A 26,442-nucleotide genomic window follows, 5' to 3' on the forward strand; every position below is an offset into this window, starting at 1 on the left:
CACTGCACGGTCACGGACTTCGGGAGGGAACTGCTTGGGCATAGTCACTATCTTTCTCACAGAAGATAGCGGCATCAAACCCGGGACGGTTCATAGCGGTGCGCCCATGTCTCAAGCACCTCCTTGTGGGGTGCTTTTCTTTTACCCCAACGTCAGGAGGCTATGTGCCTACCCATGTGTACCAACCCACCCGAAAGCAGTCGCCTTGAAACGCTGGGGCGCGACTAAACGCGCCTTGGACTATCTGACCGCAGTCGACTGGGCCTTTGTGAACGTCAAGATCGCTCTCGGAATCATGTGGCCCATCTTCTATTTCTCCGGCAACTCCGTGCGGCCAGCCGGCACCGGCGGCGTGTTCCTGTGGCTCTGGTGCACTTGCACCGTCGCCGGGTTCATTGTGAGCCTTACCGGGCTCATCATGGCTGCTCAGCCCCGCAGGCTCCGATTCTCCGGACGGCAAGTGGAGATCGCCGGAATCTGGCTGTTCGCCGGCGGGCCGGTCTGCTACGGCATCCTGCAGATAGCCCTCCTCGCAGACACGCATGACCCGATCCGCGGTGCACAAGTCGCCCTGGCTTACGGGCTGACGGCCGCCCTGGTGGCGCGGGTGTTCATTGTGAAGGACGGTGTGCGCCGGGCGGCAGTAGCCGCGGAAGTCGGTGACTAGTGGACGCAACATCACTCGCCGCATTCGGCGCCCTCGGAGTCGCCCTCATCGGCTTCGCCAGCACACTCACCTCCAAGAAGATCAAGGCCCCCGAGGATAAGGCCGTCGAGCGGCGCGACACTATCGCCGAGCGTGATTCACTCATCGATTCTTTCAAGGAAGACATCACGGCGCTCAAGGCTGACGTGAAGGCCCAGAAAGCGGAGACGGCCGAACTTCGCGAGGAGATTCAGGCTGTCCGCGACCACAACAATGTGCTCATCACGTACTGCTACCGGCTGCTGGCTATCATCCGCAAGCACGGCCACGAGGCGGAGATACCTTCCCCGCCACCGAGTGGCATCCATCTCTAAGCCCCGCACCCCGGGACTTTGTTTATGCCCTACCGACGCCCATAGGAGGGCACATGCATCCCGTTGACGCACCAATCACACAGGACTTCGGGTCCAACGCCCACTGGTCCTGGCAGCTGGGGTTCGGTCACCTCGGCATGGACTACGGCTGCCCGGCCGGAACGCCAGTGCGCACCATTGCGCCCGGGACGGTGATCTACGCAGGGCCGAACCTCACGATGCCCTACGACATCGCCTGGGAGAACTACTTCTATCAAGGCGCAGACTTCGCCGGGAACGTCGTCGTCATTCAGCACGACGGTTGGCGGTCCATCTCCGCACACCTCGAAAGCTGGGCAATCTCCACCGGCCAGCGCGTCCAGCGGAGTCAGATCATCGGGAGGTCCGGATGGACCGGCAATGTCATCCCGAAGGGCCCAGGCGGTGCGCACCTGCACTTTGAAACATACGTGACCCCGAACCCCGGCGTTGCCCCCTTCGGTCGATTCAACCCCCTCCCGCAGATCGCAGAGGAAGACCGGCTCGCTGGCGGCGCAATCAATGTTATCCCCGCCGGAGAAGCGCCCACACGCCCCCTGCTCATCCCTGACACCACCCAGTACGGGGCCGGAATCCCGGACCTGTTCGCAGACGCATAAGGAGATCATCATGCCCAACAACGTAGAGAAGCTGGACCAGTCTTGGAGCCAGCTCAACAACAAAGCGTCGTGGCTCTTCACTCACATCGCTTCCACGATCCTGGACACCAAGATCCCCGTGACGAACGGAACGAAGGGCCAGACGACCAACCTCCGTACGGAACTGGCCTGGCTGCCGGACAACTTCAAGGCCCTACACGCCTTGGCCCTGCGGTTCCGGCCCGGCAAGTCCGGGGCGTACCACGACGGCGACCTGTACGGGATGCTGCGCCGCACCGAGTCCAACACGGCTGTAACCGCGCAGCTCGTGTCCGCACTCAAGGCTGTTGCGGGCGGCGAGTCGTTCGATGAAGCCAAGCTGCTCGCCGGTATCGACCACACCGTGCGCACCGCCATCGCTGAGGGTGTCGTCAAGGTTGACGTGACCGTGGAGGGCGCCAAGTGAACCCGTTCGCAGCGTCACTGATTCGCACCATTGTCCCGATTGTTGTCGGCTCCATCCTCGGACTGCTGACACGCGTCGGCCTGAACATCGACCTTGAAGGGCAGCAGGCTCTCTCGACGCTGATCGACTCGGCGTTCATCGGCGCCTACTACCTCGTGGTGCGCCTGATCGAGACGAAGGTGCCACAGGTTGGTTGGTTGCTTGGGCTCGCTAAGACGCCGGACAGCTACACCAAGGACCCGGTCAGCACTGGACCGAAGCGCCGAGCATGACAAAGCGCCCCCACACCCTCACCGGTGCGGGGGCACTTTTTCTGCGACCTCTCGCAAACAGTTACGATGACTGAATGCAGATCACGATGAGCCAGGTAAATGCCGATTTGATTATGAGTGCCGAATTGTCGGAGGGCGACCGCGAATTGGCCGGCAAGGCTGCGCTCGTCAGTAAAAAAGCAACGTTCAAACTTCCTGACGGATTTTCTATATTCAACACGCACCCCGACCTTCGAGCGCTGGCAGCCTTGCTCACGTTTTATCCGTGGATCGGCAACCGCCTGGACTTGTCGTTTGCAGTAAGCAAAGAGTTCGCTGAGGCAGTCAAGGTTGCCGCTAGAATCGACGTCACAAACCAGTCCGCAGACATCCCCAAGCGCACACCGGGCGAAGGCTCACATCCGGGCTTATCATTCTCCGGCGGGGTGGATTCCATGGGCGCCCTGGCACTGATGCCCGATGACACCGTGCCCGTCTTCTCGCTACGCACCTCCCCTCCTGAGGGTGGGCGAAGTCTCTACAAGCCCGACGTCGCCCTGCACGCAATCGCAGAAATGCGAAAGGCCGGAAGGTCTGTCCATATCGTAGAGTCTGACCACGAATGGGTGCGCGGTCCAGTCGGTTTCTCTGTGGACCCGGCGCCGGCAATCGCGCTAATCCTGCTGGCCGATGAGTTCAACCTTGACGCCATCACCTTCGGGACAATCGCCGAATCCGCCTACTCCACAGGTGCCGGCAAGTGGTCCGAATACAAACTTCGTACGCCCTATACGCGGTGGAAAACTCTCTTCGACGCCGTCGCGCTCGACACATACAACGCGACCGCGGGGGTTAGTGAAATTGGAACATCAACGATTGTGCGGACGAGCGAATTTGGGCACCTCGCCCAGTCATGCATTAGGGGCATTCCCGGGCACCCGTGCCGCGCCTGCGTTAAGTGCTTCCGAAAGTCACTCATAACCGCCTCGCTCACAGGCGAATGGCCCGATGAAATCGAGGTTGCCCGCTTGATGGCAAACCGAACCATCAAGGGCTTCCTGGAGAATGCGCCAATTCGGTTCGAGATTATCCTAGCCTCGGTTATGGCTTCCTATAGCGGCACTGACCCCCTCCTACTCAGGCTGCAGTCCAGGGTTGGGTCCCTCGTTCAGGACGTGTCATTCACGGGAACTTGGTACGGACCTGCAATGGATCTAGTCCCGGAAAAGTATCGGGCCGGAACCATTGAAGCCGCCAACCGGTATCTGCCCCAAATGACCGAGGAGCAGGAGGAGGCATTCCGAAACTACGACATTGCCCCCTTCCTCGAGGCCAATAAACAGGGCACTGAAGAGTTCCTCAAGACCGTTGAGGAGAACGCACTAGCACCCGTCAAAACCGTGTAAGCCTACGTGTAAGCCTCAGTGGCGGGTCATCAAACCCAGCGCTCATCGTGGTCTGGGTGACCGCTGTACACCGACGCCATGATGATCAAGAACTTTTCGAGGTAATCAGCGGAGAACTCAGGCATCCCTGCGTTATTCAGCCTCTGAACGTAATTGATGGTGTCGCGTTTGGCATTGCATTCCGCAAGGAGCCGTTCAACTCTCCGGGCTTCCGCCGCATCGGGATCTCCATCACCCGAAAGAGCCAATGCCAGCCCTTCATCTTCAGCTAGGCGTGCTTCCAGAAATTCAATAATCCTGTCCATTTCCATGCGTATAGTCTCGCAGACCTTGGTGATATTTTGCGCCACCACCAAATGTGGAACGAGCACCCCCTTGCATGGACCCACTATGAAATCACGAGCATGACATAGCGCCCCTAGTCTTTGGACTGGGGGCGCCATTTGTCGGTTAGAGTGGGCGCATGGACACACCCGAGAACCACCCGGAACCGTTGAACACTGACATCGGCGCCGTGCACTTCTCCGGAGTGCTGAAAACTGCTGACAACGCAATCCGCATCAACGGCCCACTGACGATGGGCGGAGGGGTCGTCCACGGTGGAGGGCCACTGTGGATTAGCGGGCGTACAGCCACCAGCTAAAACGCAAGCAGCGCCCCACTCAACACGAGTGGGGCGCCTTCGGTGTTTAAGTCAGAGTGAGCTGATGCCATGCTCTCGCAATGACTCAACCTCGCGCCACTCGCCATCCGGAAGCTCCCGCTGCCAGTTGGTGACTACCCCGTGCCGGTCCGTGTGGCTACACAGCCGGTACTTACCCACATCCCGTCGCTTCAGGTGCCCGTTGGGCTCAGGCAAAGTGCCTGGCTGGTCGGTGGGAACCGAATAAACTCCCGGCGTCGTCGGAAGAGTCGCGTCAGTCCAAAGCTCGGAAGTTGCCATGCGCAATTTTAACACGGTGCACAGGCGTTCGGGCGGTTATGTCAGTGGCAGATGACAGAGTTCCGCGGGTGAATAAAGTGGATGTCATGGAAGCGCGGCAAGGGCTGCAACCGACTGGCGGGCGACACCCCAACGGCCCGGTCACGCACGCCCCGTACAGGCGCGAACCGTACGTCAGGGCCCAGCAACCCCAATTCGGGACTATAGACGCTAAGGCAGCCGCCTGGACTCGCACGCAGGTACTTCTGCACTGGATCGACGAAGACGGGAAAGCCCACAACGAGTGGGTCTTGGCTACACGGGTCCGCAGAATACTGCGGGCGGAATCTGCCTGGCAGGATCCCTACGACGAGGACTAATCCACGCATCTCCACTGACTTTGTGAAGACTAAGTGAAGACCGGGGACATCCGGAGGCTACTTGAACCTCCGAAAATCCCCGGTATCGCGTAGGGCTGGTGGGGCTTGAACCCACGACCCACGGATTATGAGTCCGCTGCTCTGACCAGCTGAGCTACAGCCCCTCGTCGCCCCTCGGGATATTCCCGCCGGTGAGCGCAATATTGCCATCCTAGTGGCAGGCCAGCCCGTCCCACCAATCCGGAGAAGTACCCCCCGGAAAGCTAGAGGCTTCCCTGTGCCGGCGGTCGCCCGTAGTACAGATCCTCGAAGGTGGACAAGGTGGCATCCAGACTGTGCCGTTCCACCATGGAGCGGCTGTGCGCACCCATCGCGGCCCGGCCGTCCGGGTCCAGTTCCAGGATGGATGCCAGCCGTTCGCCGAGTTCATCGCTGTTTCCGGGCTGAAACAGGTAGCCATTGCGGCCAGGCTCTACGAGGTGCGGCAGCGCCATCGCATCAGCCAGGAGCACTGGCGTGGAGGCGGACATCGCCTCCAGCGTGACCAGAGACTGGAGTTCGGCGGTCCCGGGCATCACAAACACATCGGCCCGCTGATAAGCACGCCGCAGTTCCTCGTCGGAGACCAGTCCACGGAAAACGACGCGGCCTTCTAAGCCGAGCCGCTTCACCTGTGCCTGCAAACTGCCCTTAACTTCGCCGCCACCGATAATTTCGGCGTGCACATTCAGGTGCTTAGGTGCCTTCGCCACGGCGTCGATCAGCACATCCACGTGCTTCTCCTCCGCCAGCCGGCCAACAAAAAGCACTGTCGGATGTTCGTGGCGCTCGACGCGCTCGCCCGGCTGGAGTTCGTAGACCGATGCGTCGATGCCGTTGGAAAGGGGCAGCACATCCGGCAGGAAAGCATGAGCATGCATAGCCTTGGCGGCAAGCGGCGTCGGCGTGGTCACGGCCGCTGCGCGCCCCATGATCTTGCCCATGTCCTTCCACGAGTTCCTGGCAATGATTTTCTTCAGCCAGCGGGGGAACGGCAGGAACGGGTCAAGGTTGGCCGGCATGAAGTGATTGGTGGCGATAACACGGATGCCGCGCTTCTCCGCCTCATACAGCGTGTACTCCCCCACCATGTAGTGGCACTGAATGTGGACCACATCGGGCTGTACCCGGTCAAAGAGCAGGCTGATTTCCTTCTTGATCTGCCACGGCAGGCAGATGCGCCAGTACTCGTGGGTGGGAACGCCGTGGGACCGCAGCCGGTGAACGGGCCAGTCGCCGTCGAGGTCCGAGCGGCTGCCGCCGTCGACGTCGTTGGGGGCCAGCACATGCACGTTGTGGCCGCGCCCGTTTAAGCCGCGGGCAAGCCGGTAGCCGAACTGTGCGGCACCGTTCAGGTGCGGCGGGTAGGTATCGCACGCAATCAGAATTGTCAGCGGTTTGTCGGCCGATGCGTCGTCGGTCACAGGGAGTCCCTCTTTTGGTCTTTCGAAGTTTTTGCGGCGGCCTGCTTTTGCCGGCGCCGTGCCTCTGCCCGTCTTTGGATGACGTCCGGATGATATCGGGAGAGCGCAACGACCCCCACGATAGCAATCAAAGCTGCGACCCCCATGGCAACGGCCGCCACAGCGGGTACATCGGGTACCAGCTCGTTAAGGACGCCGATGCCGATCGCAATGCCCACCATCGGATCAATCACGGTCAATCCGGCGATGACGAGGTCCGGCGGGCCGCTTGAATAGGCGTTCTGGACAAACCAGGCCCCGAGACCGCCGGCAACGGCGATGCCCAGGAGGGTGTACCACGGCACATTGAGCAGAAACCGGCCGTTGGGGTTGAGCAAGTCGCTTGCAATGACCTTGGTCAGGACCGCGACGAAACCGAAAAGGACGCCGGCGCCCACAATAAAACCGATAGCGCCGATCCGCCGGCCAAAGAGCGCATTTATAGTGCCGAAGAACACGACCACCACCGCGAGGATCAGCACGATGGTGAGCTCCTGTGCGGGCTGGACCTCCTGTTGGTCGCGGGTTACACCGACGGCGAGGGAAACGAACAGCGCGCTGCCCACCACGCACGCCACAATGGAGGCCACGGTAATGCGGTTCATCCGCAGGCCCTGGTCCCGCGAGTTGACCACCGTAGTGATCACCAGGGCGATGGACCCGATGGGCTGGACCACGGTCAACGGTGCGAGCGTCAGGGCGGTGACATTGAGCGCCGTACCCACTCCCAGCAGGAAGAGCCCCAACAGCCAGCGCGGGTTGCGCAGCAGCCGCAGGAACTGCGAGGAATTCAGCTCAAGACCGCCGGTGTCAGCGCTGACCGCGCTTCCCTGGCGCTGCGCACCGAAGGCCAGGAAGACTGCACTGGCCAGTGCGCAGGCGATGGCAATTCCGACCATTAGGCGTTCCCGGCCGCGCTGCGTTCCCGGGCGTATTTTTGCCAGGCTGCCCGCAGGTATCCCGCCGCCGCGATCAGGTGGCCAGCGCAGCCCAGCAGAAGCAGGGCCGTTCCCGTGGCGGACAGCCAGCCGTAGTCGAAGCCCGGGACACGCTGAAGCAGCAGGAGCGGTGCGCCCAGCAGCAGCAACGCGGTGCGGATCTTGCCGATGTTACTCACCGGTAGGTTGGGGTTGCCGCGGAACAGCACCAGTGCGTTAAGGATCAGGACGGCATCGGGAATCACGATGGACAGGACCAGCCATGAAGGAGCAATGTCCTGCACAACGAAGGTCACCGCCACGATGATCAGCGCCAGACGGTCTGCCACCGGATCCAGCCACTTCCCCACCCGGGACACCTGATCCAGCCGGCGTGCGAGATAACCGTCTACCCAATCAGTGGAGCCGACGGCCACAAGCGTGATGAACGCCGGTCCGTATTCCTCACGGACGGTGAACAGCACAAAAAGCGGTACTCCAAAAAAGCGAAGGACCGTGATCAGGTTGGGAACAGTCCAGAAGGTGTCCAGTTCCGTTGTCTCACGGCCCGGACGCGTTCCTGCACCGATCAGTCTGATCACGGTCCATTCCTCTTGTCAGCGATGATGGGAACCTATTTTTGGCTCAGCCTGCGGATCATGATGACCATGGCCAGCAGCGAAGCTGCCATTACGGTCAGCGGCTGCCAGCGTTCCTTGATCAGGGCCATGATCTCATCGCTTGACGGCGTGTTGCCATCCTGCCCGGAGGAGCCTGAGTTGCGGTGCGGGGCAGCGCGGCGGGCCTTGAGCTCGCGGATCTGCTCCTTGACATCAACCTTCTCACCGAGGCCGTCGCGGACGGCGGCCATGTGCTCGCGCCGCTGCCGGGTGCGCGTGCGCAACTCCTCGGGTGTGGTCTGCTGAGGAGCGTCGTCGTCCTGCTTCTTCTTGTCTTTTTCCTTGTCCTTGTCCTTGGGTTCCTTCGGCTTTTTCTCCAGCGTGGCCGGATCAAAGCTGCGGCCCTCCTTCAGGACACCAAGGTCATAGCGCAGACCGTAGATTGCTTCCTCGGGCAGCAGCGGCAGCGTCTTCTTGAACCGGGTGTAGCCGATCAGGGCGCCCACGGCTGCAATGATCAGGAACAGCAGCGCCACCAGAAGTGCTGCAAGCCATCCCGGCATGACGGTGGCCAGGCCGAGTATCGCGGCAACAATCAGTGCAATGGCCAGGCCGGCGACAAAGAGCAGCGCAACCACCATAAACGCGGCGGCCACACCGGCTTTGATGCCCTTTTGTTTCATTTCGGCAGTGGCCAGACTAAATTCGTCAGTCAGCTGGCGGGGGGTCAGCCGTGCCATCACCTTCGCCAAACCCACCAGCGAGGAGTTCCCTGCCGTCCTTCGTGTGCTAGCGGAGCGTTTCATGCGCCCAGCCTCCGTCCCCTGATTAATCTTCGCCGTTGCCATTACCCAAAATTACCATTCTCCTCAGCTTTCACATTGTGCACAGAGGTACAGGAGCCTAGGTGGTTTCCAGGCCTTCCCGATCCTCGAGCTCGCGACCGGAAAACTCGGGCAGCTTTGTCTTGACGAACCAGAAGGAAATAACCGCAAAGATCGTGAAGATGGCGTACATGATCCAGACCCCGAAGTTGGCGCTTACCCACGGGAAGGAGAGGGTCACAATGAAGTTGAAGATCCAGTTGACCATCGCACCCAGACCCAGGGCCAGGGAACGGATGTTGTTCGGGAACACTTCACCGAGCGTGACCCACATGACCGGTCCCCAGGTTGCGGCAAAGAAAATCACAAAGAGGTTTGCGCCTACCAGTGCCACAGGCCCCCAAATACCGGAGAGTTCCACGTTATCGCCCATGCCCTCAGCCTGCGAGAAGGACACGGTTGCCATCAGCAGACCCACGAACATGCCGGCGGAACCCACCATCAGCAGCTTGCGGCGGCCAATCCGATCCACAAAGGCAATTGCGACGATGGTCATGAGGACGTTGATGATCGAGGTGATGACCGACGTCGTGAACGAATCGCTTTCGCTGAAACCGACGGACTGCCACAAGGTGGTGGAGTAGTAGAAAATCGCATTGATGCCCACCAGCTGCTGGAAGGCGGCAATCGCCATGCCGACCCAGAGAATGGGCTGCAGGCCGAACTTCGGTCCGCGCAGGTCTCTAAAGGTGGGCTTTTTGCTGTTGAAGCTATCCCGGATGTGGCGGATCTTCAGATCGGTGTCCTGCACGCCGGACACGGTGCGCAGCACCTTGGCCGCATCTTCATCCCGGTTGTTGCGGACAAGATACTGCGGGGATTCTGGAATGGTCAGTGCCAGGACACCGTAAACAATGGCCGGCACGACGCCGACTAGCAGCATCCAGCGCCAGGCGGCAAGGCCCCACCACAGCTGCCCCAGGGCACTGCCGGCTGCATCTGCCAGGAACGCATCGGAGAGCAGTGCCGCAAAGATACCCAGGGTGATGGCAAGCTGCTGGACGGAGCCCAGCGCACCGCGCCACTTGCTGGGAGCAACTTCCGCAATGTAGCCGGGGGCGATGACAGAAGCGGTACCGATGGCGAGGCCGCCAATCAGCCGCCACCACATCAAGTCCCACTCATTGACGGCATAAGCGGAACCAATGGAGTTTGCAGCAAACAGAATGGCCGCGGCAACCATCACTTTTTTGCGGCCCAGCCGGTCTGCCAGCTGACCGGCAAACCAGGCGCCGATCGCACAGCCCAGCAGCGTGATGGCAACAGTAAAGCCCAGCACTCCGGAGCTGAGCTCAAATTCTGCGCCAATCGCGTCCACCGCGCCGTTAATAACGGCCGTATCGAACCCAAACAGCAGACCACCGACGGCGGCCGCCACGGTGACGGCAATCACCTTGAACGGATGCGCCACCTTCTCTGATTCGCCTGGACTAGGCTTTGGCTGGCTCGCGCCCATGGAAGGTTCCTCTGTCTCTCGTCGTGGTTATCTGAAAGTTCCGCCCCAAACCTAGTAATCCTACGCATAACCCTAGGCATGAAGGGCTTGGGTGGGAACACGTGAGCGAACTGGGCGCTGGTCAGCGCGGTGAAAGCGTGGAGTCCCCGAGGTCCTTCCCGAAGAACTTCGAAGCTTTCACCGCACGGACCAGGAAGAGAGGAAGGCAATGAAAGTAAAGGCTGCGAAGGCCACAGCCTTTACGGGGATTATGAATCAACCCAGGGAAACGCCAAAGTCAGGGCACAGTTGAGTAGCTGGGAGCCCATCGCCCCGATGCCGCCGACGGAGTGGATGCCTGTGGGGAACATCTCCCCCGCACTCACCCACATCACCGGCCCGCGGACGGTGATTCCGTGCGGACATCGATGGCTGCTGCCGCCTCTGAGGCGACGCCTGCGGCGACGGCCGGGGCGACGTCCGGGGCGACGCGCGGGTCCAGCGGGCCGGACACAATGTAGTCCGGGCTCAGGTTCTCGCCAACCAGATCAGCAATGGCGGTGGCGGCGGCCGTTTTCATGGCCGGGGCAATGCCATGGTGGCCAGCAGTGCTTCGTCCACGGTGCCCGAGGAGACGCCGATGAACACGTCCGCACCGTACAGGGCGTCCGCCGCTGTGCGGTGGATGCGGCGAGGATCGGTCCGCCCCGCCAGATCTGCCTTTACCGAAGTAAGGTTCGGCCGCCCGTCCGAGACAATGCCGCGCGAGTCACGCACCACCACATCCCGGATGCCGGAGTTCGAAACAGTGCGGTGCGGAAATATCCTCGAGGTTGACGGCGCCGTAGCTGGGGCGCAGCCGGAGCGCCGCTTTGCCCTCCATCACCGGCAGCGACACTGCCGGTCCAATATCTCCCAGGCCCAGGACCGCTGTACCGTCGCTGACAACGATAACCAGGCGGGAAGCCCGGGCATGGCTGGCAGCCACGGCTGGATCAGCAGCGATGGCGCGGCTGACCTGGGCGACGCCGGGCATGTAGGCAATGGAAAGGGCGCGGGTGGAGTCCAGCGGCAGCAATGGTTCGACCTGTCAGGGAAAATGCCACGAGCGGCCGCACGCCGAGAGGGGCCGGTGGCCGGTCTCAGGCGATGGACGGCGGAATCCGAGGTAAAACTGCACAAAAAAGACTCCCTGACCGGCTTTTCAGCTGATCAGGGAGTCCGTTTGCTCCTCCGACTGGACTTGAACCAGTAACCCTTCGATTAACAGTCGAATGCTCTGCCAATTGAGCTACGGAGGAAAGCGCGAGATCAACTATACAGGCTTTTTGGCGTGTCAGTTTACTGAATATGTGTGGCGTACCTCTCGTTTAGAGGTACGCCGGAACAGTCGAGCGGGGCATGCCGGGCAGACACGAAACTCCCCCGGCAGGGACAAGTGGTTAAAGCAAAAGACCCGCGACCGGCATACTGCCCGGTCACGGGCCTTTTTCCTGCTCCTCCGACTGGACTTGAACCAGTAACCCTTCGATTAACAGTCGAATGCTCTGCCAATTGAGCTACGGAGGAAAGCGCGTGTCCTACTCTACAGAGGTTTTGCGGGGAAGCGAAATCGGGCTGCGGCAGGGATCCTACTGATCCCCGCGCAGGGCCCGCCGTTGCATTTCCAGTTCCATCAGTTCACGGTTCAGCTGCTGGAACAGGGTCGGATCCGCTGACGGGTCCAGCCGCTGCAGCTGGCCCAGCTTCTCAGCCTTCAGATGCGTCACCTGCAGTTCGAAGAGCCGGTTGAGGATGTCCCTGCAGTAGCGCTGCAGGGCGTCGTCGTCCCGGGCATGCAGCGGAGTGACGGCCAGCTCGCTGACAAAGTCGCGCAGGGTGTCCGGCAGTTCCTGACGGACCTGCTCCACCCACTGTGCCGGAGCCGTCCCCGCGTGGCCGGCGGCAATAATGGCGTTGTGTACCGCCAGGTAGGCCGGCACCGAGAAGCGGGCGGCTTTGAACCGTTCCCACTGCCCCTCATCCAGCAGGCCGGGCTGCTGCAGCGCAACCTCCAGCGCCTGGCGTTCCATCCGCGCGGCGGGATCCCGGGGATCCGGACGCAGAAAGGCAGGTTCTTCCAGCACCGGTTCCGGTACGGGCTGCTGATAAGCGCCGCGGTTTTGCGGCGTCTGCCCATACTGGCCCCCGCGATTTTCCTGACTGCTCCCCTGGCTTTGCCTGCCCTGCTGCTGGCCCCAACCGTCCCGGGACTCGCGCTGGGAGCCGCGGGCGTCGTCGTGCCCCGGCTTGTCCGCCGCAGACTTTCCCTGTGTGCTGCCCTCCCGCAGCCGTTTAGCGGCTGAGGAGACGGCGCGGGTGACGTCGTCGACGTCAGTCCCCAGCCAGCCGGCGAGCTCGCGGGCATAGGCCGGGCGCATCGCGGGATCGCGGATTTCCGCCACCACGGGCGCGGCGGCGCGCAGTGCCTGCACACGGCCTTCAACCGTGTTCAGGTCAAACTTGCGCAGCGTGGAGCGAATCGAGAACTCGAACAGCGGCCGCCGGGAGCGGATCAGCTCGGCGACGGCGGTATCGCCGTGTTTCTGCCGGATGTCGCACGGGTCCATGCCCTCCGGGTCCACTGCCACATACGTCTGCGCCGTGAAGCGCTGGTCCAGGTCGAAGGCGCGCAGTGCGGCTTTCTGGCCCGCGGCGTCGCCGTCAAAGGTAAAGATGACCTCTCCCCCGGTGCCGTCGTCGGAGAGCAGCCGGCGGGCAATCTTGACGTGGTCCTCGCCAAAGGCGGTGCCGCAGGTGGCGACGGCGGTGGTGATGCCGGCGAGGTGGCAGGCCATGACGTCCGTGTAGCCCTCGACGACGACGATCTGCCGGTCCTTGGCGATGGAGCGCTTGGCCAGGTCGATGCCGTAGAGCACCTGGGACTTTTTGTAGAGCGCAGTCTCCGGAGTGTTCAGATACTTGGGGCCCTGGTCATCCTCGTACAGCTTGCGGGCACCGAACCCGATCACCGCTCCGGTCAGGTCCCGGATAGGCCAGATCAGCCGGCCGCGGAAGCGGTCATAAAAGCGGGAGGCGTCGGAGCCGGTGGAGAACATGCCGGTGCCGGCCAGCTCCTCGCGGGTGAAACCCTTGTCGGTGAGGTGCTTGAGCAGCGAGTCCCAGCCCTGCTGGGCGTAGCCCACGCCGAAGTGGGCCGCCGCGGCCGGGTCGAAGCCTCGTTCCTGCAGGAAGTCCCGGGCCGCCTGGGCGCCGGGGGTGCGAAGCTGCGCGGCGAAGAACTCGGCTGCGATCTTGTGGGCATCCAACAGCCGCTGCCGCTTGCCGACATCTTCCCGGCGCGGCCCGGTCCCTCCGTCTTCATAGTGCAGCTCGTAGCCGAGCCGCGCGGCAAGCTTCTCCACCGTCTCGGAGAAGGTGCCGTGGTCCATTTTCTGAACGAAGGAGATGACATCGCCGCTCTCGCCGCAGCCAAAGCAGTGATAGGTGCCCACCTGGGGCCGGACATGGAACGACGGCGAGCGCTCATCGTGGAAGGGGCACAACCCCTTATAGGAGCCGATGCCGGCGGACTTCAGCGTTACGTAGCCGTCAATCACGGCCTTGATGTCGGTGCGGGTGCGTACTTCGTCAATATCTTCGCGTTTAATCAGACCGGCCATACCTCCAGTCTATTCTTCCCGTCCTAACCGCCCCGGCGGCCGGTGTTCCGGCACGCCGGGGCTAGGGACTACTGCTGGTTGGTGCCGTTGTCCTCCGCCTTGTTGGCCCTACGGCGGCTTGCTGTCAGTGCGAGTCCGCCGACCAGCAGGAGCCCGGCGCCGGCGGCAAGGAAGCCGGAGGTTCCGTCCGCCCCGGTGGAGGGAAGCTGCGGACGGGCTGGTTTGACCGGCTGCGGCTTAACCACGGTGCTGTAGGTGTTGGTCACCGTTGCAACAGCGCCTCGTCCGGCAGGAATCGCCACCGCGTCTGGCAGCTCGGCTGCCACGGTCACGGTACCGGTTCCTCCGCCGGCGGGTTCGGTGACCGTGCATTCGGTGCCGATGGGCAGCCCGGGGAACTCGGTGGTGACACTTCCCTGGGTTCCGGCGGGGATGGTCACAGTTTCAGTGAGCACCGATCCGTCCGGACCGCACCGGACCTGCAGGACAACCGTTCCCTGCCGGCCTGCTGCCTCGCCGGTAATTACCTTGGTCACGGCCAGCGTGCCGGGAGTGAACGAAAAGGTATTCGTGACCGTGGCCCCGACGGTTTGACCGCCAAGGACCGTGACCGGATCCGGCAGTTCCGTCACCACGGAGACAGCCGTGGTCCCGCCGCTGGCGGTCTCCGTGACGGCGCATTCAGTGCCGGCCGGCAGATCCTCGAAGGTGGTGGTGGTGTTGCCTTCCGTCCCCGCGGGGATAGTGACCGTCTCAGTCAGCACCGATCCCTCGGGCCCGCAGAGGACCTGCAGGACCACGTCCCCCTGCTGCCCGGCTGCTTCCCCGATGATGGCTTTGGTCAGCTCCAGGGTTCCCGGCGCCAGGGTGTAAGTGTTGGTAACTGCAGCTTCGGAACCTCCCGCGGCCGGAATGGTGACCGGATCGGGCAGCTCGGTGCTCACCTGAACGGTCTCCGTGGCACCGCTTGCCGGTTCCGTGACCGTGCATTCGGTTCCGGCGGGCAGGTCTTCGAAGCTGGTGGGAACGTTCCCGGTAGCTCCGGCCGGGATCGTCACTGTTTCGTTGAGTACGGATCCGTCCGGCCCGCAGGTAACCTGCAGGGTGATCTCGCCCTGCTGGCCGGCTGCGGCCCCTGTGATGAACTTGGTTACCGTCAGCGTGCCCGGCGCAAAGGTGTAGGTGTTGGTCAGGGTTGACTCGACGGTGCTTCCCCTGGCGATCGTCACCGGATCGGGCAGGACCGTTTCCACCAGAACCGTCTCGGTGGCACCGCTTTCCGGCTCTGTGACAGCACAGGATGCTCCGGCCGGAATGTTGATGTACCGCCCGGCAGCTTGTCCGGTCGCCCCGGCCGGAGCCTGGAAGATCTCGTCCAGCTCGGTGACACCGTCCAGCGTGCACACCACTCGGACTTGGACGCCACCCTGGTTTCCAGCGGCTTCACCGGTAATCACCTTAGTGACAACCAGAGTGCCAGGCCGGTCCGTGTAGGTGTTGGTCACCGTCGCTGAGGACGTTTCCCCGGCTGAAATGACCACCGAAGTGGGCAAGTCCACGGAGACCTCTATTTCGCTGGTCTCACCTGTCACGGGTTCCGTGACGGCGCAGCTGCTGCCTTCCGGGATATCCGGGACGGTAGTGGGAATGGTCCCGGTTGCACCTGCCTCGATGGTAATGGTCTGTTCCAGGGTTGTAGCGCCGTCCAGGGTACAGGTGACGACGATTTCCACCTGGCCCTGCCCTCCGGCAGCGGCACCCGCAATGGCCTTGGTAACGGTCAGCAGGCCCGGATTCACCGTGTAGGTGTCGGTGACCGTTACTTCCACGCCGTTTCCTGCCGGAATGGAAACGGTTCCGCCTGCGGGATCAATAACGGTCGTGACGCTCACGGCCGCGTTGGCGCCGTTCGCCGTTTCCGTCACCGTGCAGCTGGTTCCAGCCGGCAGATTCTCATATTCCTCGGTGGTTGAATCAACCGTCCCGGCCGGAATGGTAATGGTGTCGGTGAGTCCGGAAGTGCAGCTCACCTGCAGGATCACTTCGCCCTGCCGTCCGGCCCCTTCTCCGGCTATATCTTTGCGGACCGCGAAGGTGCCGGGACGGAACTCATAGGTGTCGGTAATTGTTGATTCGACACTGCCGCCGGCTGGAACAGTCACGCTGCCGCCGCCCGTGACCGTGACGCTCACGGCGTCGGTCTCGCCGTTCGCTGTTTCGGTCACCGTGCAGCTGGTACCGGCCGCGAGGCCCGGGAACTCCGACGCAGCAGGGTCGGTCTCCCCCGCCGGGATGGTGACGGTGGTGTTCAAAACCGTGGCACCGTCCGCGGTGCAGACCACGGAGATCTGCACTTCGCCCTGGGCTCCGGCCGCCGTACCTGCAACAACCTTGCGGACAACCAGGGTCCCGGGGGTAAAGGTGTAGGTATCGGTAACGGTTCCCGCGGCGGTGATGCCGGGGGTGATGGCTATGGGTCCCGGAAGGTCTGTGAGGACGGAGACGCTGGTGCTGGAGCCGTTGGTGGGTTCGGTGATGGTGCAGGAGGTTCCGGCCGGAATGTCGGTGAACGTCTCGGAGGTGACCGACCCGGTGCTTCCCGCGGGGACAGTGAAGGTGAACTGGTAACCGACTCCGCAGTCAATGTTTATGATCACATCGCCCTGGCTTCCGGCTGCGGCGCCTGCAATGGTTTTGGTGACCTGCAGTGAACCGGTTTCAAAGAAATTTGCCGTGGCCGTGGCATTTGCACTGAGTTCCTCGGTAACTGCCAGAATGAGTTTCTGGGCGACGGTGGTCCCCGATGTCGCCTGGTCGTAGAGGAACACGTTTCCTGTGGGGACGGTCACCACTGCCCGTGCGGTGATGTCCGCCGGCCCGGTGGCGCCTGCATCGCTGCGCACCCATACCTGCGTACCGCTGGCAACGGGATTGGTGAGGGGGTTGGTTCCCGCGGCGTCGGTGTAAAGGCTGAAGCCGTCGTCCACCGCAACCGTGATTTCCGCAGCGTCCTCGGCGGCCACGGTGTACGGACCCGCCACCCCGTTCACGGGCCCCTCTGCGGTGGCCGGCGTGATGGTGATATCGGGGGCTGCAGGTTCAGGCAGGGGCCCCGCTGTGACGGTGTCATTGACGATCCCGGCCACTGTTGCATAGAGCGGATTAGCGGGGTTGACCACATAGCCGTCGGTGAAGAACCAGATGGCCGCCTGGACGGCTGCTGCCTGCTGGTCATCGGTCAATCCCGCGGGAAGGTCAGTGGTGGGGTAGTACGTGTTCAGAATGCGCTCTACGTACCCGATGTTGGGAACGTTGGACTCGTCCCAGGTGCCGTTTACCTACCCCAGCCCGATCCGGGTCTCGGTCCGCAGATCGATACAGTACATCTGCGCAGTATTGGTCCCCGTGACATCCTCGGTGTTGATGATCCCGGCGAAGCTCACATTGTCCGTCACGTAGTCCGGCGGAATGCTGGTGGGATAGGAGGCAACCGGCCATTCGGCGCCCACCGGCGGCAGGGCTCCGGTCACCGCCTGGCCTGCCCCCAATGATGTGATGACAATGTCCGTCACCTCGGAGGGGAGACCGTTTCGCACCGGACCATCAGAATTAATTCTGGCGTTCGCCGGTGCCGCCAGCGGAGCCGCGACCAGCAACAGGGACAGCAGGAGGACCGCCCACCCCCTGAGGCGGGCGGCCCTGCGGAAAAACCTGGAACTTTGGCGGCGGCGAAACACAGAGGGGTGGGTGCTCATGAAGGATCCTCGGGTAACTGGTCCGGCAGAGGTACTCCTGCGGCCAGTGGTAACCGAAGGGGTGGGTGTTGCACCTCAGAGCCGACACACTAACCACGTCTGCGGGGCCCGCGCTAGGGTACCGCGTCCTTTTTCGAGCGACGTCTACAAACCCGCAGCGCAGGGGTTACCAGAGCGCCGGAACCGGTCCCACCAGGCGCTCATGCAGTGCCAGCGCTGACCCGTCAGTAAGGGACGCCACCTGGTCCACGACCACGCGAAGCCGCGCCCCGTCGTCGGCCGCTTCCCGCCAATCCGCGGCGAACATTGGTTCCAGGTGCCGGTCCCCCGTGGCCGCCAGCTGGGCCACCAGGGCGGTGAGGATTTCGCGCTGGCGCTCATACAGCGGCTGGCGCTGGTCTGTGGTCATGACAAACGTGGTGGCCAGGCCCTTCATGACGGCGATCTCCAGCTGGGTCTCTTCCGGAACCACCATCTCGGCGTTGTAGCGGGTCAGCGGATCGGTGCCGTAGATAATGCGGGTGGCTTCCAGGGCGCTGTTGCAGAACCGGCCGATCAGCTGGCTGGTCATGTCCTTGAGCGCGGCCATGGACTTGCGGCTGCCGTCGGACTCGCGGACCCACACCTGATCGGATTCAAGCCGCTTGAGCGCCTCTTCAATGGCCGCCCCGTCGGTGCCGGGCAGGTACCACTGCTGGGTGTAGCCGATCACCCGGGCACGCTGGTCCGGGTTGTCCAGCCACTTGAGCTGGACATGTCCGGCAACAATGGCGTCTTCGACGTCATGCACGGAGTAGGAAATATCATCGGCCAGGTCCATCACCTGCGCCTCCAGGCAGGAGCGTCCGGCGGGGGCGCCGTCGCGCAGCCAGGTGAAGACCGGCAGGTCGTCCTCATAGACGCCGAACTTGGTGGTCCGGTGCCCGTTGACCAGCGGTGCATCGGCGATCCGCCACGGATACTTGCACGCGGCGTCCAACGAGGCGCGGGTCAGGTTCAGACCGGCCGGACTGCCGTCGGGCGTTATGATCTTGGGTTCCAGCCGGGTCAGCAGGCGCAGGGTCTGCGCGTTGCCCTCAAAACCGCCGATGGCGTGGGCAATGTCGTTCAGTGCCGTCTCGCCGTTGTGCCCGAACGGCGGATGCCCCAGGTCGTGGGACAGGCAGGCGGCATCTACGACGTCGGGATCGCAGCCCAGCGCGTTGCCCAGCTCGCGTCCCACCTGGGCCACTTCCAGGGAGTGCGTGAGGCGGGTCCGCACAAAGTCGTCGGTGTCCGGTGCCACCACCTGGGTTTTGGCACCGAGCCGGCGCAGCGCCGAGGAATGCAGCACCCGGGCACGGTCGCGGCCAAACTGGGTGCGGTTGGTGTTCTTGGCAGGCTCGGTGACCCAGCGTGCAAGGTCAACGTCGGTATAGCCTGCGGTTTGGAAAGCCTGCGGAAAGGTCATGGGTGTTTAGCCGCCTGAAATATTGAGTTCAGCTGCGGAAATGATGGACTTTTGCGCGGCGTTGAGCTCCCGCGATTCCAGCCAGTTTTCCGGCAGCGCTGTCTTTTTGGGTGAGCCCGCACGGCCGCGCGGCCCCTCGGCGTCAACGCCGGGATACGGAGCCTCGGGGTCCAGCTGGTCCAGCAGTTCGCGCAGGACCTCGAGAGTGGGAACGGTGGCCAGCTGGGCGCGGAGGTCTCCGCCCACCACATAGCCCTTGAAGTACCAGGCCATGTGCTTGCGGATGTCCCGCAGTGCCATCATTTCTCCGCCGAAGGTTTCCACCAGAAGTTCGGCGTGCCGGTAGACGCTCTCGGACACTTCCTTGAGTCCCGGCCGGTGCCGGGTGTCGCTGCCTTCGAAGGCGGCCTGCAGGTCGCCGAAGAGCCACGGGCGGCCCTGGCAGCCGCGTCCGATGACCACGCCGTCGACGCCGGTCTGGCGCACCATGGCAATGGCATCTTCAGCTGACCAGATGTCGCCGTTGCCCAGCACCGGAACATCCGGCAGGGCTTCGCGCAGTTCCGCGATGGCGGACCAGTCGGCTTTGCCGGAGTAGAACTGGGAGGCCGTGCGGCCGTGCAGTGCAACGGCGGCCACACCGGAGTCACGGGCGATGCGGCCGGCTTCGAGGAAGGTCAGGTGGTCCTCGTCAATGCCCTTGCGCATTTTGATGGTCAGCGGAATATTGCCGCGGGAGGCTTCCTTCACTGCGGTCTGCACGATGGCGGTGAACAGGTCCAGCTTCCAGGGCAGGGCCGAGCCGCCGCCCTTGCGGGTGACCTTGGGCACGGGGCAACCAAAGTTCAGGTCAATGTGGTCGGCGCGGTCTTCCTCCACAAGGATGCGGATGGCGGCACCGACGGTCACGGGGTCCACGCCGTACAGCTGCACGGAGCGGACCTTTTCGTCGTCGTCGTGCTCAATGATGCGCAGCGATTCCGGCGAGCGCTCCACGAGGGCACGGGAGGTGACCATTTCGGACACATAGAGGCCGCCGCCGTATTCGCGGCAGAGCCGTCGGAAGGCCTTGTTGGTGATGCCGGCCATGGGCGCCAGGATTACCGGCGTGTCCACGGTGATGGGACCCAGCTGCAGCGGGGGCAGCTCGAGCTTGAGTTCTGGGGATGCAACAGTCACTCTCCCATTCTCGCAAGTCGGTGCAAATCCTGCTGGCGGCTGGCGGTTTATCGACGCGCCCCATCCGGTGTTAGACTGACTGGTCAGATTAAACTGACTGGTCAGTCTAGAACCGACCGGTCTCACCGGGACCCTCCCGGCTTCCCTGAAAGGCACCTGTGCAACCGGTCATTACCGCGGAAGGCCTCAGCCTGTCCGCCGCCCGGGGTCCCGTTTACGGCCCGCTGAGTTTCGCCGTATCCGACCCCCTCAACGTTCTTTACGGTCCTGCGGGCAGCGGCCGCACCAGCATCCTCCTGACGCTTGCCGGCCGCATGAAGGCCGGGGACGGCACCCTTGAGGTCCTAGGCCACGCACTCCCCCGGGACGCGCGGGAAATCCAGAAACACACGGCCATTGCCGGTTTCGAGGATATTGACGTCCTGGAACCGAGCGTTACCGTGGGCCAGGCCGTGCGGGAACGCCAGGCCTGGCTGGCGCCCTGGTGGAGCGTGCTCGGCAAGCCCACTGACCGCCAGGTGGCCCGTGCCTGCGCACCGGTCTTCGGAGAAACGGAAATTCCCGCAGCCTCCACCGTGATCTGGAACCTCGGTGAGGCCGAGCACTTCCTGCTGCGCCTGTCCCTGGCTCTGCTCAGCGGACCGAGCATCCTCTTCGTTGACGACATCGAGCAGGTCCACAGCGCGCAGGCCCGCCGCCTGGTCTGGGAGCGCCTTGCTGCCATCGCTGCCTCCGGCACCACCGTCGTCGTCGGCGCCGCCTCCCTTGAAACCGGCCTGTGGGAGGACCTTGATCCCCAGCCGTCCGCACTGCTGCTCTCCCAGGAGGCCAACTGATGTTCGCCCTGTTTTCCCCCGGCACGGAACTGGCCCGGTTCCGCCGCGGCACCCTGCCAAAGATCGCCGTCGTCGTCATGCTCTTCATTCCCCTCATCTACGGTGCCCTGTACCTGTGGGCCTTTGACTCGCCGGATAAGAACATGGACGGGCTCTCCGTGGCCCTGGTGAACGAGGACGCGGGCACCACCAAGGACGGAGAACCACTGAACGCCGGCGATGAGCTGGAGGACAAGCTCCTTGAAGGAGCGGACCTCGACTGGCATCCCACGGACGCGGAAGACGCAGCAAAGGGTGTCCAGGACGGCACCTACTACCTCTCCCTCACCATTCCGAAGGACTTCTCGGCCAGCGCCGTTTCCGTCGGCACGGACACCCCCGTTCCTGCCCGCCTGAATGCCACGTACAACGACTCCAACAACTTCCTGGCCGGCGTGCTGGGCAAGCAGGCCATGGCGCAGGTTAAGGATGCTGTCTCCTCGGAGCTGGGCGGTCAGGTTGCCTCCACGCTGCTGGTGGGACTGAACGACGCCGGCTCCGGCCTTCGCGACGCGGCCGACGGCGCGGGCGAGCTGAGCACGGGCATCGATTCCGCCGTCTCCGGTGCGGGCGAGCTCGTGGCGGGCCTGGACAGCCTGGCCACGGGCACCGTCACCCTGCAGGACGGAGCCCTGCAGCTCTCCACCGGCGCCAACCAGCTCAGCTCCGGCCTGACTGAACTCTCAACGGGAACATCCTCGCTCGCCACGGGCAGCAACGATCTTTCCACCGGCGCAGCGTCGTTGGCGAACGGCACTGCAACCTTGTCCGAGGGCGCCGGCAGTGTTGCCTCCGGCGCGGCGGCCCTGAACACAAACCTGGGCACGCTCTCGGAGAAGCTCACCTCCGCCGTTCCCCAGTCGGAGTCCCTGGCTGCCGGAGCGTCCCAGGTCTCCACCGGACTGGACCAGGTGGTTGCCGCCCTGACGGCCGCTGACCCGTCGAACCCTCTGCTGGCCCAGCTTCAGCCGCTCGCAGCGGGCGCCCAGCAGGTGTCCGCCGGAAACGCGGGCCTGCAGGCGGGCATTTCCGAGGCCGCAGCGGGAGCCGGACAGCTCGCCGCGGGTAGCTCCAGCCTCGCCGGCGGTGCCGGCGAAGTAGCCGCCGGAGCCCAGTCCGCTGCCAACGGAGCGGCCCAGCTTTCCGGTGGAGCCGCCAGCCTCGCCTCCGGCGCCGCACAGGTGGATGCCGGAGCGAAGAGTGCGCAAAGTGGTGCCGGTGAACTCGCTGCCGGTGCCGACACGCTCAGCGGCGGAACCAATGACCTCTCCGCCGGCGCAGGGGAACTGCTCACCGGCGGCAACGCCCTCTCTGCCGGAGCCGAAAAGCTCTCCGCAGGCAGCCACACACTGGCCGATGCCCTCGCGGACGGCGCCTCGGCTTTGCCGCAGGATTCCGGTGACCTGATCGATACCAAGGCCACCGTGGCGGCGAGCCCGGTGGAACTGGACGCGGACTATTCCACCGAGGCGTCCAGCTTCGGTGAGGGGTTTGCTCCCTTCTTCCTGGCTCTGGCCACCTTCGTGGGTGCGCTGATCACCTGGCTTCTGCTGCGGGCCCTTCCCACCCGGGCACTGGCCGCCGGAGTTTCCGGGTTCCGTGCCCTGGCCACCGGACTGGTTCCGGCGCTGGCCATCGGCCTGGGCCAGGTCCTCATCATGATGGCGGTTCTGGTCTGGGGGCTGGACATCCATCCCGCCTATCTGATTGGCACCGGCGCCTTCCTGTACCTCACCACGGTTGCCTTCCTGGCCCTGCAGCAAATGCTGATCATCGTGCTGGGCACCGCAGCCGGCCGGGTTGCCTCCCTGGTGCTGCTGATGCTGCAGCTGAGCTCTTCCGGTGGCACCTACCCCGTGGAAACCACGCCCGGTTTCTTCCAGGCGCTGCACCCGTTCATGCCCGCAACGTATGTGGTCAACGGCCTTCGCGCCCTGATCACCGGCGGAGTGGACGCGCGGATGTGGATCGCCGTGGCCTTCCTGGGCATCCTGGCCGCCGTGTGCATTCTCATCAGCTCAGTGGTTGCCGGAAAGCAGCGGATGTGGACGATCAAGCGTCTGCACCCGGAACTGCACCTCTAGCCCCGGGCCGGCAGTGGCGCACAAGATCCGGCAGTGTCGCACAAGATAAGGACAGAATCCATGCCACGCGCATCAGGCACCAAGCAGTCGATCCTCGATGCCGCCTTGGAGCTGGCGTCCCTGCACGGGATCACCGGCACCACCATGGAGGACGTCGCCGTGCGGGCCGGGGTGGCCAAGGGCAGCGTGTACTACAACTTTTCCTCCAAGGCCAAGTTGTTTGAGCAGCTGCTGCTGGACGGTGTGGGCGCCCTGGCGCAGACCCTGCGTGAGGCCCGCGGCGGCAGGTCCGGAACCGCAGCCCTCTCAGCCATGGTGAACGCCATGCTGAAGGCGATCTCCGGCAACCAGCCTCTGGCCAAGCTCATCGCTGCAGAGATCTTCCGGACCGACCGGTCCTGGCAGATTCCCCTGCAGCTGGTGCGCCGGGAAGCGCTGGCGGAACTGGTGGCCGTGATCCGTCAGGCGCATCCGCAGCGGCGGGACGCGGAACTCGTGGCCGGCACCATCTTCGGCGCCGTCCTGGTGGGCGGCATCGAGTGGCTGGTCTTCAGCCCCGACCGTTCACTGACCGAGGTGGCGGATTCGGTGATGTTCACGCTCTCCGGCCAGCTCACCGGCTAGCGGCTTCGGCCCAAGTACCCAGACGCGACGGCGCCGGTCCCCTTGCGAGGGGACCGGCGCCGTCGTCGTCTTGAGGTGGCTGCTACGACCGGTGTCGAAGCGAGCGCCGTGACGGCAGGGCACCCATGCCGGCACCCGCCGTTTCCTCCGAGCGTGCGGGAGCAGCCGAATCCGCGTTATCTCTACCGGGGTGGGCGGCTTCGGCGGGATCAGCGTCGGCGCCGACCGGGTGTCCGGCGGCGGTGCCGTGCGGAATCCCCTTGATCCCCACCGCTTTGACCACCAGCACGGCGATGGCCGTGGTCACCGGGATGGCCAGCACCAGGCCAACGGAGCCAACTAGCGTGCGGATGACCTCCTCGGCCAGTTCGCCGCTGGTGAGGCTGTCCAGGAAAGGCCGGTCGTAGAGTGAAACAAGGATCAGCACCGGAAGCGCTGCCCCGGCATAGGCAAAGGCAATGGTGTAGACGGTGGAGGCAATGTGGTCCCGGCCCACCCGCATGGCTCCGGAGAAGAGACGTTTGGCGCTGGCGCCTGGGGCCAGTTCGTACATTTCCCAAACGGCTGAGGACTGTGTGATGGTCACGTCGTTCAGCACGCCGAGCCCGGAAATGATCAACCCGCACAGGATGATGCCGGACACGGAGATGTTGTCCGAGGAGTTGATGAGCGTGTAGGCGTTTTCGTCATCGACCCCCACCAGGTGCGCGGCATCCGTCGCCCACGCCGCCAGACAGGCCGTGATCGACAGCCCGAACAGTGTCCCCAGCAGCGCCGTCGAGGTCCGGGCGGTGAAGCCGTGCGCAAAGTAGAGGACGCCGAACATGATCACGCTCGAACCGATCAGGCCCAGCAGCAGCGGCGGCTTTCCCTCCACCAGCCCGGGCAGGATGAAGCCGGCCAGCACGGCGTAGGCACCGGCCAGCCCCACCAGGGCGCGCAGCCCCCGCCAGCGCGCGACGGCGATCACCACGCCCGCGTACAGCACGGTCAGTGCCGCCATGGGCACCGAGCGGACAAAGTCCACGAAGATGTACGGCGGCGCTCCCCCACCCTGCTGCATGACGGCCTCCAGGTTCAGGTACCTGATGCTGTCCCCGGCCTCGATCGACTCTGCCTTGGCGACTTCGGGCGGAACTTCAACCTGGATGGCGGTGCCCCCGGAGCTGGGCATTGTGTACGCCACCAGGCACTGCTGGGCGGTTCCGCCCGCGTTCAGCAGAGCCTGCGATGACGGACAGTTCTCCTCGCTGACGCGCTGGACCTCGCCCGTTTCAAAGGTGACGCCGTCGGCGGTGGCATACGGATCCGACACCGTGACACCGGACCGGTCCCCCGAAGGCCACAACAGCACCATGCCGGCTACCGCCAGCAGCGCCAGCGGGACCAGGATGCAGGTCAGCAGGAAATTGGCGCGGCGCCGGGCGGCCAACGCCGTCGGGGAAGGCGGCTCGTCGGAATGCGGGGCATGGCTGTGTCCCATGGGGGTCCTTCGGCATAGGCGCGGAGCTGCGCCCGGTGGAACGGGAGCAGGAAACAAGGATCGGCCTCATTCTCCCAAGTCCGGCCGCTTTCCCCCAAGTTGGCTTTCTGGGTGGGTTCCCCGGGCCTCTAAGATCGATGAAGGTCCCCTACGAATTCAAAGGAACATTTATGCCACGTCAGTCAGGTACCAAGCGCGCAATCCTCGATGCCGCATTGGAGTTGGCTGCCGACAACGGCATCACCGGGACCACCATGGAAAATGTGGCGGAACGGGCCGGGGTGGCCAAGGGCAGCGTCTATTACAACTTCTCGTCCAAGGACCGGCTTTTTGAGGAGCTCCTGCTGGAGGGTGTGGGGGTGCTGGCGGAAACCGTGCGCAGCGCCCGCGACTCACTGACAGGTTGGCCGGCGCTGCAGGCAATGATTCGCGCGCTGCTGAAAACAGTCGCTGACAACCGGGCGCTGGCGCGGCTGCTGGCCGCAGAGATTTTCCGGACCGACCGCGCCTGGCAGCACTCCCTCGAATTGCTCCGACGCGAGGTGCTGGCCGAGTTTGTCACCGCCATCCGGGAGACCCGGCCGCCGGCTGCCATGGAGGACCGGCTCGGGCTGGTGGCCGGCAGCGTGTTTGGTGCGGCCCTGATCGGCGGCCTGGAATGGCTGGTTTTCAGCCCGGAGCGCTCTCTGGATGAGGTCGCTGAGTCGGTCCTCTACGGACTTTCGGGCAGCCTCGCCTCCTAGCTGTTTTCTCGGCACGAGTGTGCAGATATGGTGGCCTGCCTGCGGCGGAACCCGCCAGATCTGCACACCAGAGGGCGGCGCGGTATCCAGTGTGCAGATATGGTGACCTCCCTGCGGCGGAACCCGCCAGATCTGCACACCAGATGGCGGCGATCCGCACGTCCAGC

General features: G+C 63.8%; 23 protein-coding genes, 3 tRNA genes and 1 pseudogene. 11 read left to right on the forward strand and 16 right to left on the reverse strand.

The window, feature by feature from the left end:
- The first annotated feature begins 205 nt into the window (after nt 1-205).
- From ABIB35_RS15425 to ABIB35_RS15450, 6 genes are all read left to right on the forward strand, one after another.
- Nucleotides 206-667, forward strand: a complete 462-nt coding sequence (locus tag ABIB35_RS15425; protein WP_354182612.1) for a hypothetical protein — start codon at nt 206-208, stop codon at nt 665-667.
- The gene (locus ABIB35_RS15430) at nt 667-1,020 is read left to right on the forward strand and encodes a hypothetical protein (RefSeq protein ID WP_354182613.1); all 354 of its coding nucleotides are present in this window, start codon (nt 667-669) and stop codon (nt 1,018-1,020) included. Before ABIB35_RS15425 ends, ABIB35_RS15430 begins: the two co-directional genes overlap by 1 nt.
- A 53-nt stretch (nt 1,021-1,073) precedes the next feature.
- Nucleotides 1,074-1,658 carry a M23 family metallopeptidase gene (locus ABIB35_RS15435; protein ID WP_354182614.1) on the forward strand — a complete coding sequence of 195 codons (585 nt, stop codon included), beginning with the start codon at nt 1,074-1,076 and terminating at the stop codon, nt 1,656-1,658.
- 10 nt (nt 1,659-1,668) lie between these two features.
- Complete coding sequence (locus tag ABIB35_RS15440) at nt 1,669-2,103, forward strand: hypothetical protein (RefSeq protein WP_354182615.1); 435 nt, start codon at nt 1,669-1,671, stop codon at nt 2,101-2,103.
- Nucleotides 2,100-2,375: a hypothetical protein gene (locus tag ABIB35_RS15445; RefSeq protein ID WP_354182616.1), complete on the forward strand. Its 276-nt coding sequence runs from the start codon at nt 2,100-2,102 to the stop codon at nt 2,373-2,375. The genes ABIB35_RS15440 and ABIB35_RS15445 overlap by 4 nt, the downstream gene beginning before the upstream one ends.
- 74 nt (nt 2,376-2,449) lie before the next feature.
- On the forward strand, nt 2,450-3,760 hold the full coding sequence (locus ABIB35_RS15450; protein WP_354182617.1) for a DUF6395 domain-containing protein: 1,311 nt from the start codon (nt 2,450-2,452) through the stop codon (nt 3,758-3,760).
- 29 nt (nt 3,761-3,789) lie between these two features.
- Here the strand turns inward: ABIB35_RS15450 and ABIB35_RS15455 are convergent, their stop codons facing one another.
- The gene (locus tag ABIB35_RS15455; RefSeq protein ID WP_354182618.1) at nt 3,790-4,071 is read right to left on the reverse strand and encodes a DUF6221 family protein; all 282 of its coding nucleotides are present in this window, start codon (nt 4,069-4,071) and stop codon (nt 3,790-3,792) included.
- A gap of 152 nt (nt 4,072-4,223) precedes the next feature.
- Between ABIB35_RS15455 and ABIB35_RS15460 the strand changes: the two genes are divergently transcribed.
- Nucleotides 4,224-4,403 carry a hypothetical protein gene (locus ABIB35_RS15460; RefSeq protein WP_354182619.1) on the forward strand — a complete coding sequence of 60 codons (180 nt, stop codon included), beginning with the start codon at nt 4,224-4,226 and terminating at the stop codon, nt 4,401-4,403.
- Between the two features lie 749 nt (nt 4,404-5,152).
- On the opposite strand, the gene ABIB35_RS15465 is transcribed toward ABIB35_RS15460, so the two are convergent.
- From ABIB35_RS15465 to dusB, 14 genes and pseudogenes are all read right to left on the reverse strand, one after another.
- Nucleotides 5,153-5,226 (reverse strand) — tRNA-Ile (locus ABIB35_RS15465).
- 99 nt (nt 5,227-5,325) lie between these two features.
- Nucleotides 5,326-6,525, reverse strand: a complete 1,200-nt coding sequence (locus ABIB35_RS15470) for a glycosyltransferase (RefSeq protein WP_354182620.1) — start codon at nt 6,523-6,525, stop codon at nt 5,326-5,328.
- Nucleotides 6,522-7,463: a DMT family transporter gene (locus tag ABIB35_RS15475; RefSeq protein ID WP_354182621.1), complete on the reverse strand. Its 942-nt coding sequence runs from the start codon at nt 7,461-7,463 to the stop codon at nt 6,522-6,524. Before ABIB35_RS15475 ends, ABIB35_RS15470 begins: the two co-directional genes overlap by 4 nt.
- On the reverse strand, nt 7,463-8,083 hold the full coding sequence (locus ABIB35_RS15480) for a CDP-alcohol phosphatidyltransferase family protein (protein ID WP_354182622.1): 621 nt from the start codon (nt 8,081-8,083) through the stop codon (nt 7,463-7,465). Before ABIB35_RS15480 ends, ABIB35_RS15475 begins: the two co-directional genes overlap by 1 nt.
- Before the next feature lie 32 nt (nt 8,084-8,115).
- The gene (locus tag ABIB35_RS15485; protein WP_354182623.1) at nt 8,116-8,907 is read right to left on the reverse strand and encodes a phage holin family protein; all 792 of its coding nucleotides are present in this window, start codon (nt 8,905-8,907) and stop codon (nt 8,116-8,118) included.
- 97 nt (nt 8,908-9,004) lie between these two features.
- A complete protein-coding gene (locus ABIB35_RS15490; protein ID WP_354182624.1) occupies nt 9,005-10,441 on the reverse strand; it encodes a sugar porter family MFS transporter in 1,437 nt (478 codons plus the stop codon).
- 370 nt (nt 10,442-10,811) lie between these two features.
- Nucleotides 10,812-11,492: pseudogene (locus ABIB35_RS15495) on the reverse strand (NAD-dependent malic enzyme); the annotation flags it as partial.
- Between the two features lie 156 nt (nt 11,493-11,648).
- A tRNA-Asn gene (locus ABIB35_RS15500) sits at nt 11,649-11,721 on the reverse strand.
- A gap of 195 nt (nt 11,722-11,916) precedes the next feature.
- Nucleotides 11,917-11,989, reverse strand: a tRNA-Asn gene (locus ABIB35_RS15505).
- A gap of 62 nt (nt 11,990-12,051) precedes the next feature.
- Nucleotides 12,052-14,082 (reverse strand): DNA primase, encoded by a 2,031-nt coding sequence (gene dnaG / locus ABIB35_RS15510; RefSeq protein ID WP_354182625.1) that lies wholly within the window; start codon nt 14,080-14,082, stop codon nt 12,052-12,054.
- A 68-nt stretch (nt 14,083-14,150) separates the two neighbouring features.
- Nucleotides 14,151-17,384 carry a beta strand repeat-containing protein gene (locus ABIB35_RS15515; RefSeq protein ID WP_354182676.1) on the reverse strand — a complete coding sequence of 1,078 codons (3,234 nt, stop codon included), beginning with the start codon at nt 17,382-17,384 and terminating at the stop codon, nt 14,151-14,153.
- 36 nt (nt 17,385-17,420) lie between these two features.
- Nucleotides 17,421-17,837 (reverse strand): hypothetical protein, encoded by a 417-nt coding sequence (locus ABIB35_RS15520; RefSeq protein WP_354182626.1) that lies wholly within the window; start codon nt 17,835-17,837, stop codon nt 17,421-17,423.
- A 166-nt stretch (nt 17,838-18,003) separates the two neighbouring features.
- Nucleotides 18,004-19,287, reverse strand: a complete 1,284-nt coding sequence (locus ABIB35_RS15525; protein ID WP_354182627.1) for a deoxyguanosinetriphosphate triphosphohydrolase — start codon at nt 19,285-19,287, stop codon at nt 18,004-18,006.
- Between the two features lie 6 nt (nt 19,288-19,293).
- Nucleotides 19,294-20,466 carry a tRNA dihydrouridine synthase DusB gene (gene dusB / locus ABIB35_RS15530; RefSeq protein ID WP_354182628.1) on the reverse strand — a complete coding sequence of 391 codons (1,173 nt, stop codon included), beginning with the start codon at nt 20,464-20,466 and terminating at the stop codon, nt 19,294-19,296.
- A gap of 158 nt (nt 20,467-20,624) precedes the next feature.
- Between dusB and ABIB35_RS15535 the strand changes: the two genes are divergently transcribed.
- The 3 genes from ABIB35_RS15535 to ABIB35_RS15545 are packed head-to-tail and all read left to right on the forward strand — an operon-like array spanning nt 20,625 to nt 24,049.
- Nucleotides 20,625-21,302 (forward strand): ATP-binding cassette domain-containing protein, encoded by a 678-nt coding sequence (locus ABIB35_RS15535; protein WP_354182629.1) that lies wholly within the window; start codon nt 20,625-20,627, stop codon nt 21,300-21,302.
- Nucleotides 21,302-23,425, forward strand: a complete 2,124-nt coding sequence (locus ABIB35_RS15540; protein WP_354182630.1) for a YhgE/Pip family protein — start codon at nt 21,302-21,304, stop codon at nt 23,423-23,425. The genes ABIB35_RS15535 and ABIB35_RS15540 overlap by 1 nt, the downstream gene beginning before the upstream one ends.
- 60 nt (nt 23,426-23,485) lie before the next feature.
- Nucleotides 23,486-24,049 carry a TetR/AcrR family transcriptional regulator gene (locus ABIB35_RS15545; RefSeq protein WP_354182631.1) on the forward strand — a complete coding sequence of 188 codons (564 nt, stop codon included), beginning with the start codon at nt 23,486-23,488 and terminating at the stop codon, nt 24,047-24,049.
- A gap of 82 nt (nt 24,050-24,131) precedes the next feature.
- On the opposite strand, the gene ABIB35_RS15550 is transcribed toward ABIB35_RS15545, so the two are convergent.
- Nucleotides 24,132-25,532: a YibE/F family protein gene (locus ABIB35_RS15550; RefSeq protein ID WP_354182632.1), complete on the reverse strand. Its 1,401-nt coding sequence runs from the start codon at nt 25,530-25,532 to the stop codon at nt 24,132-24,134.
- A 170-nt stretch (nt 25,533-25,702) separates the two neighbouring features.
- Here ABIB35_RS15550 and ABIB35_RS15555 point away from each other — a divergent pair, with 170 nt between their 5' ends.
- The gene (locus tag ABIB35_RS15555; RefSeq protein ID WP_354182633.1) at nt 25,703-26,275 is read left to right on the forward strand and encodes a TetR/AcrR family transcriptional regulator; all 573 of its coding nucleotides are present in this window, start codon (nt 25,703-25,705) and stop codon (nt 26,273-26,275) included.
- Nucleotides 26,276-26,442: the final 167 nt, after the last annotated feature.

The organism is Arthrobacter sp. UYP6 (genome assembly GCF_040547315.1).
GTDB lineage: Bacteria > Actinomycetota > Actinomycetes > Actinomycetales > Micrococcaceae > Arthrobacter_B.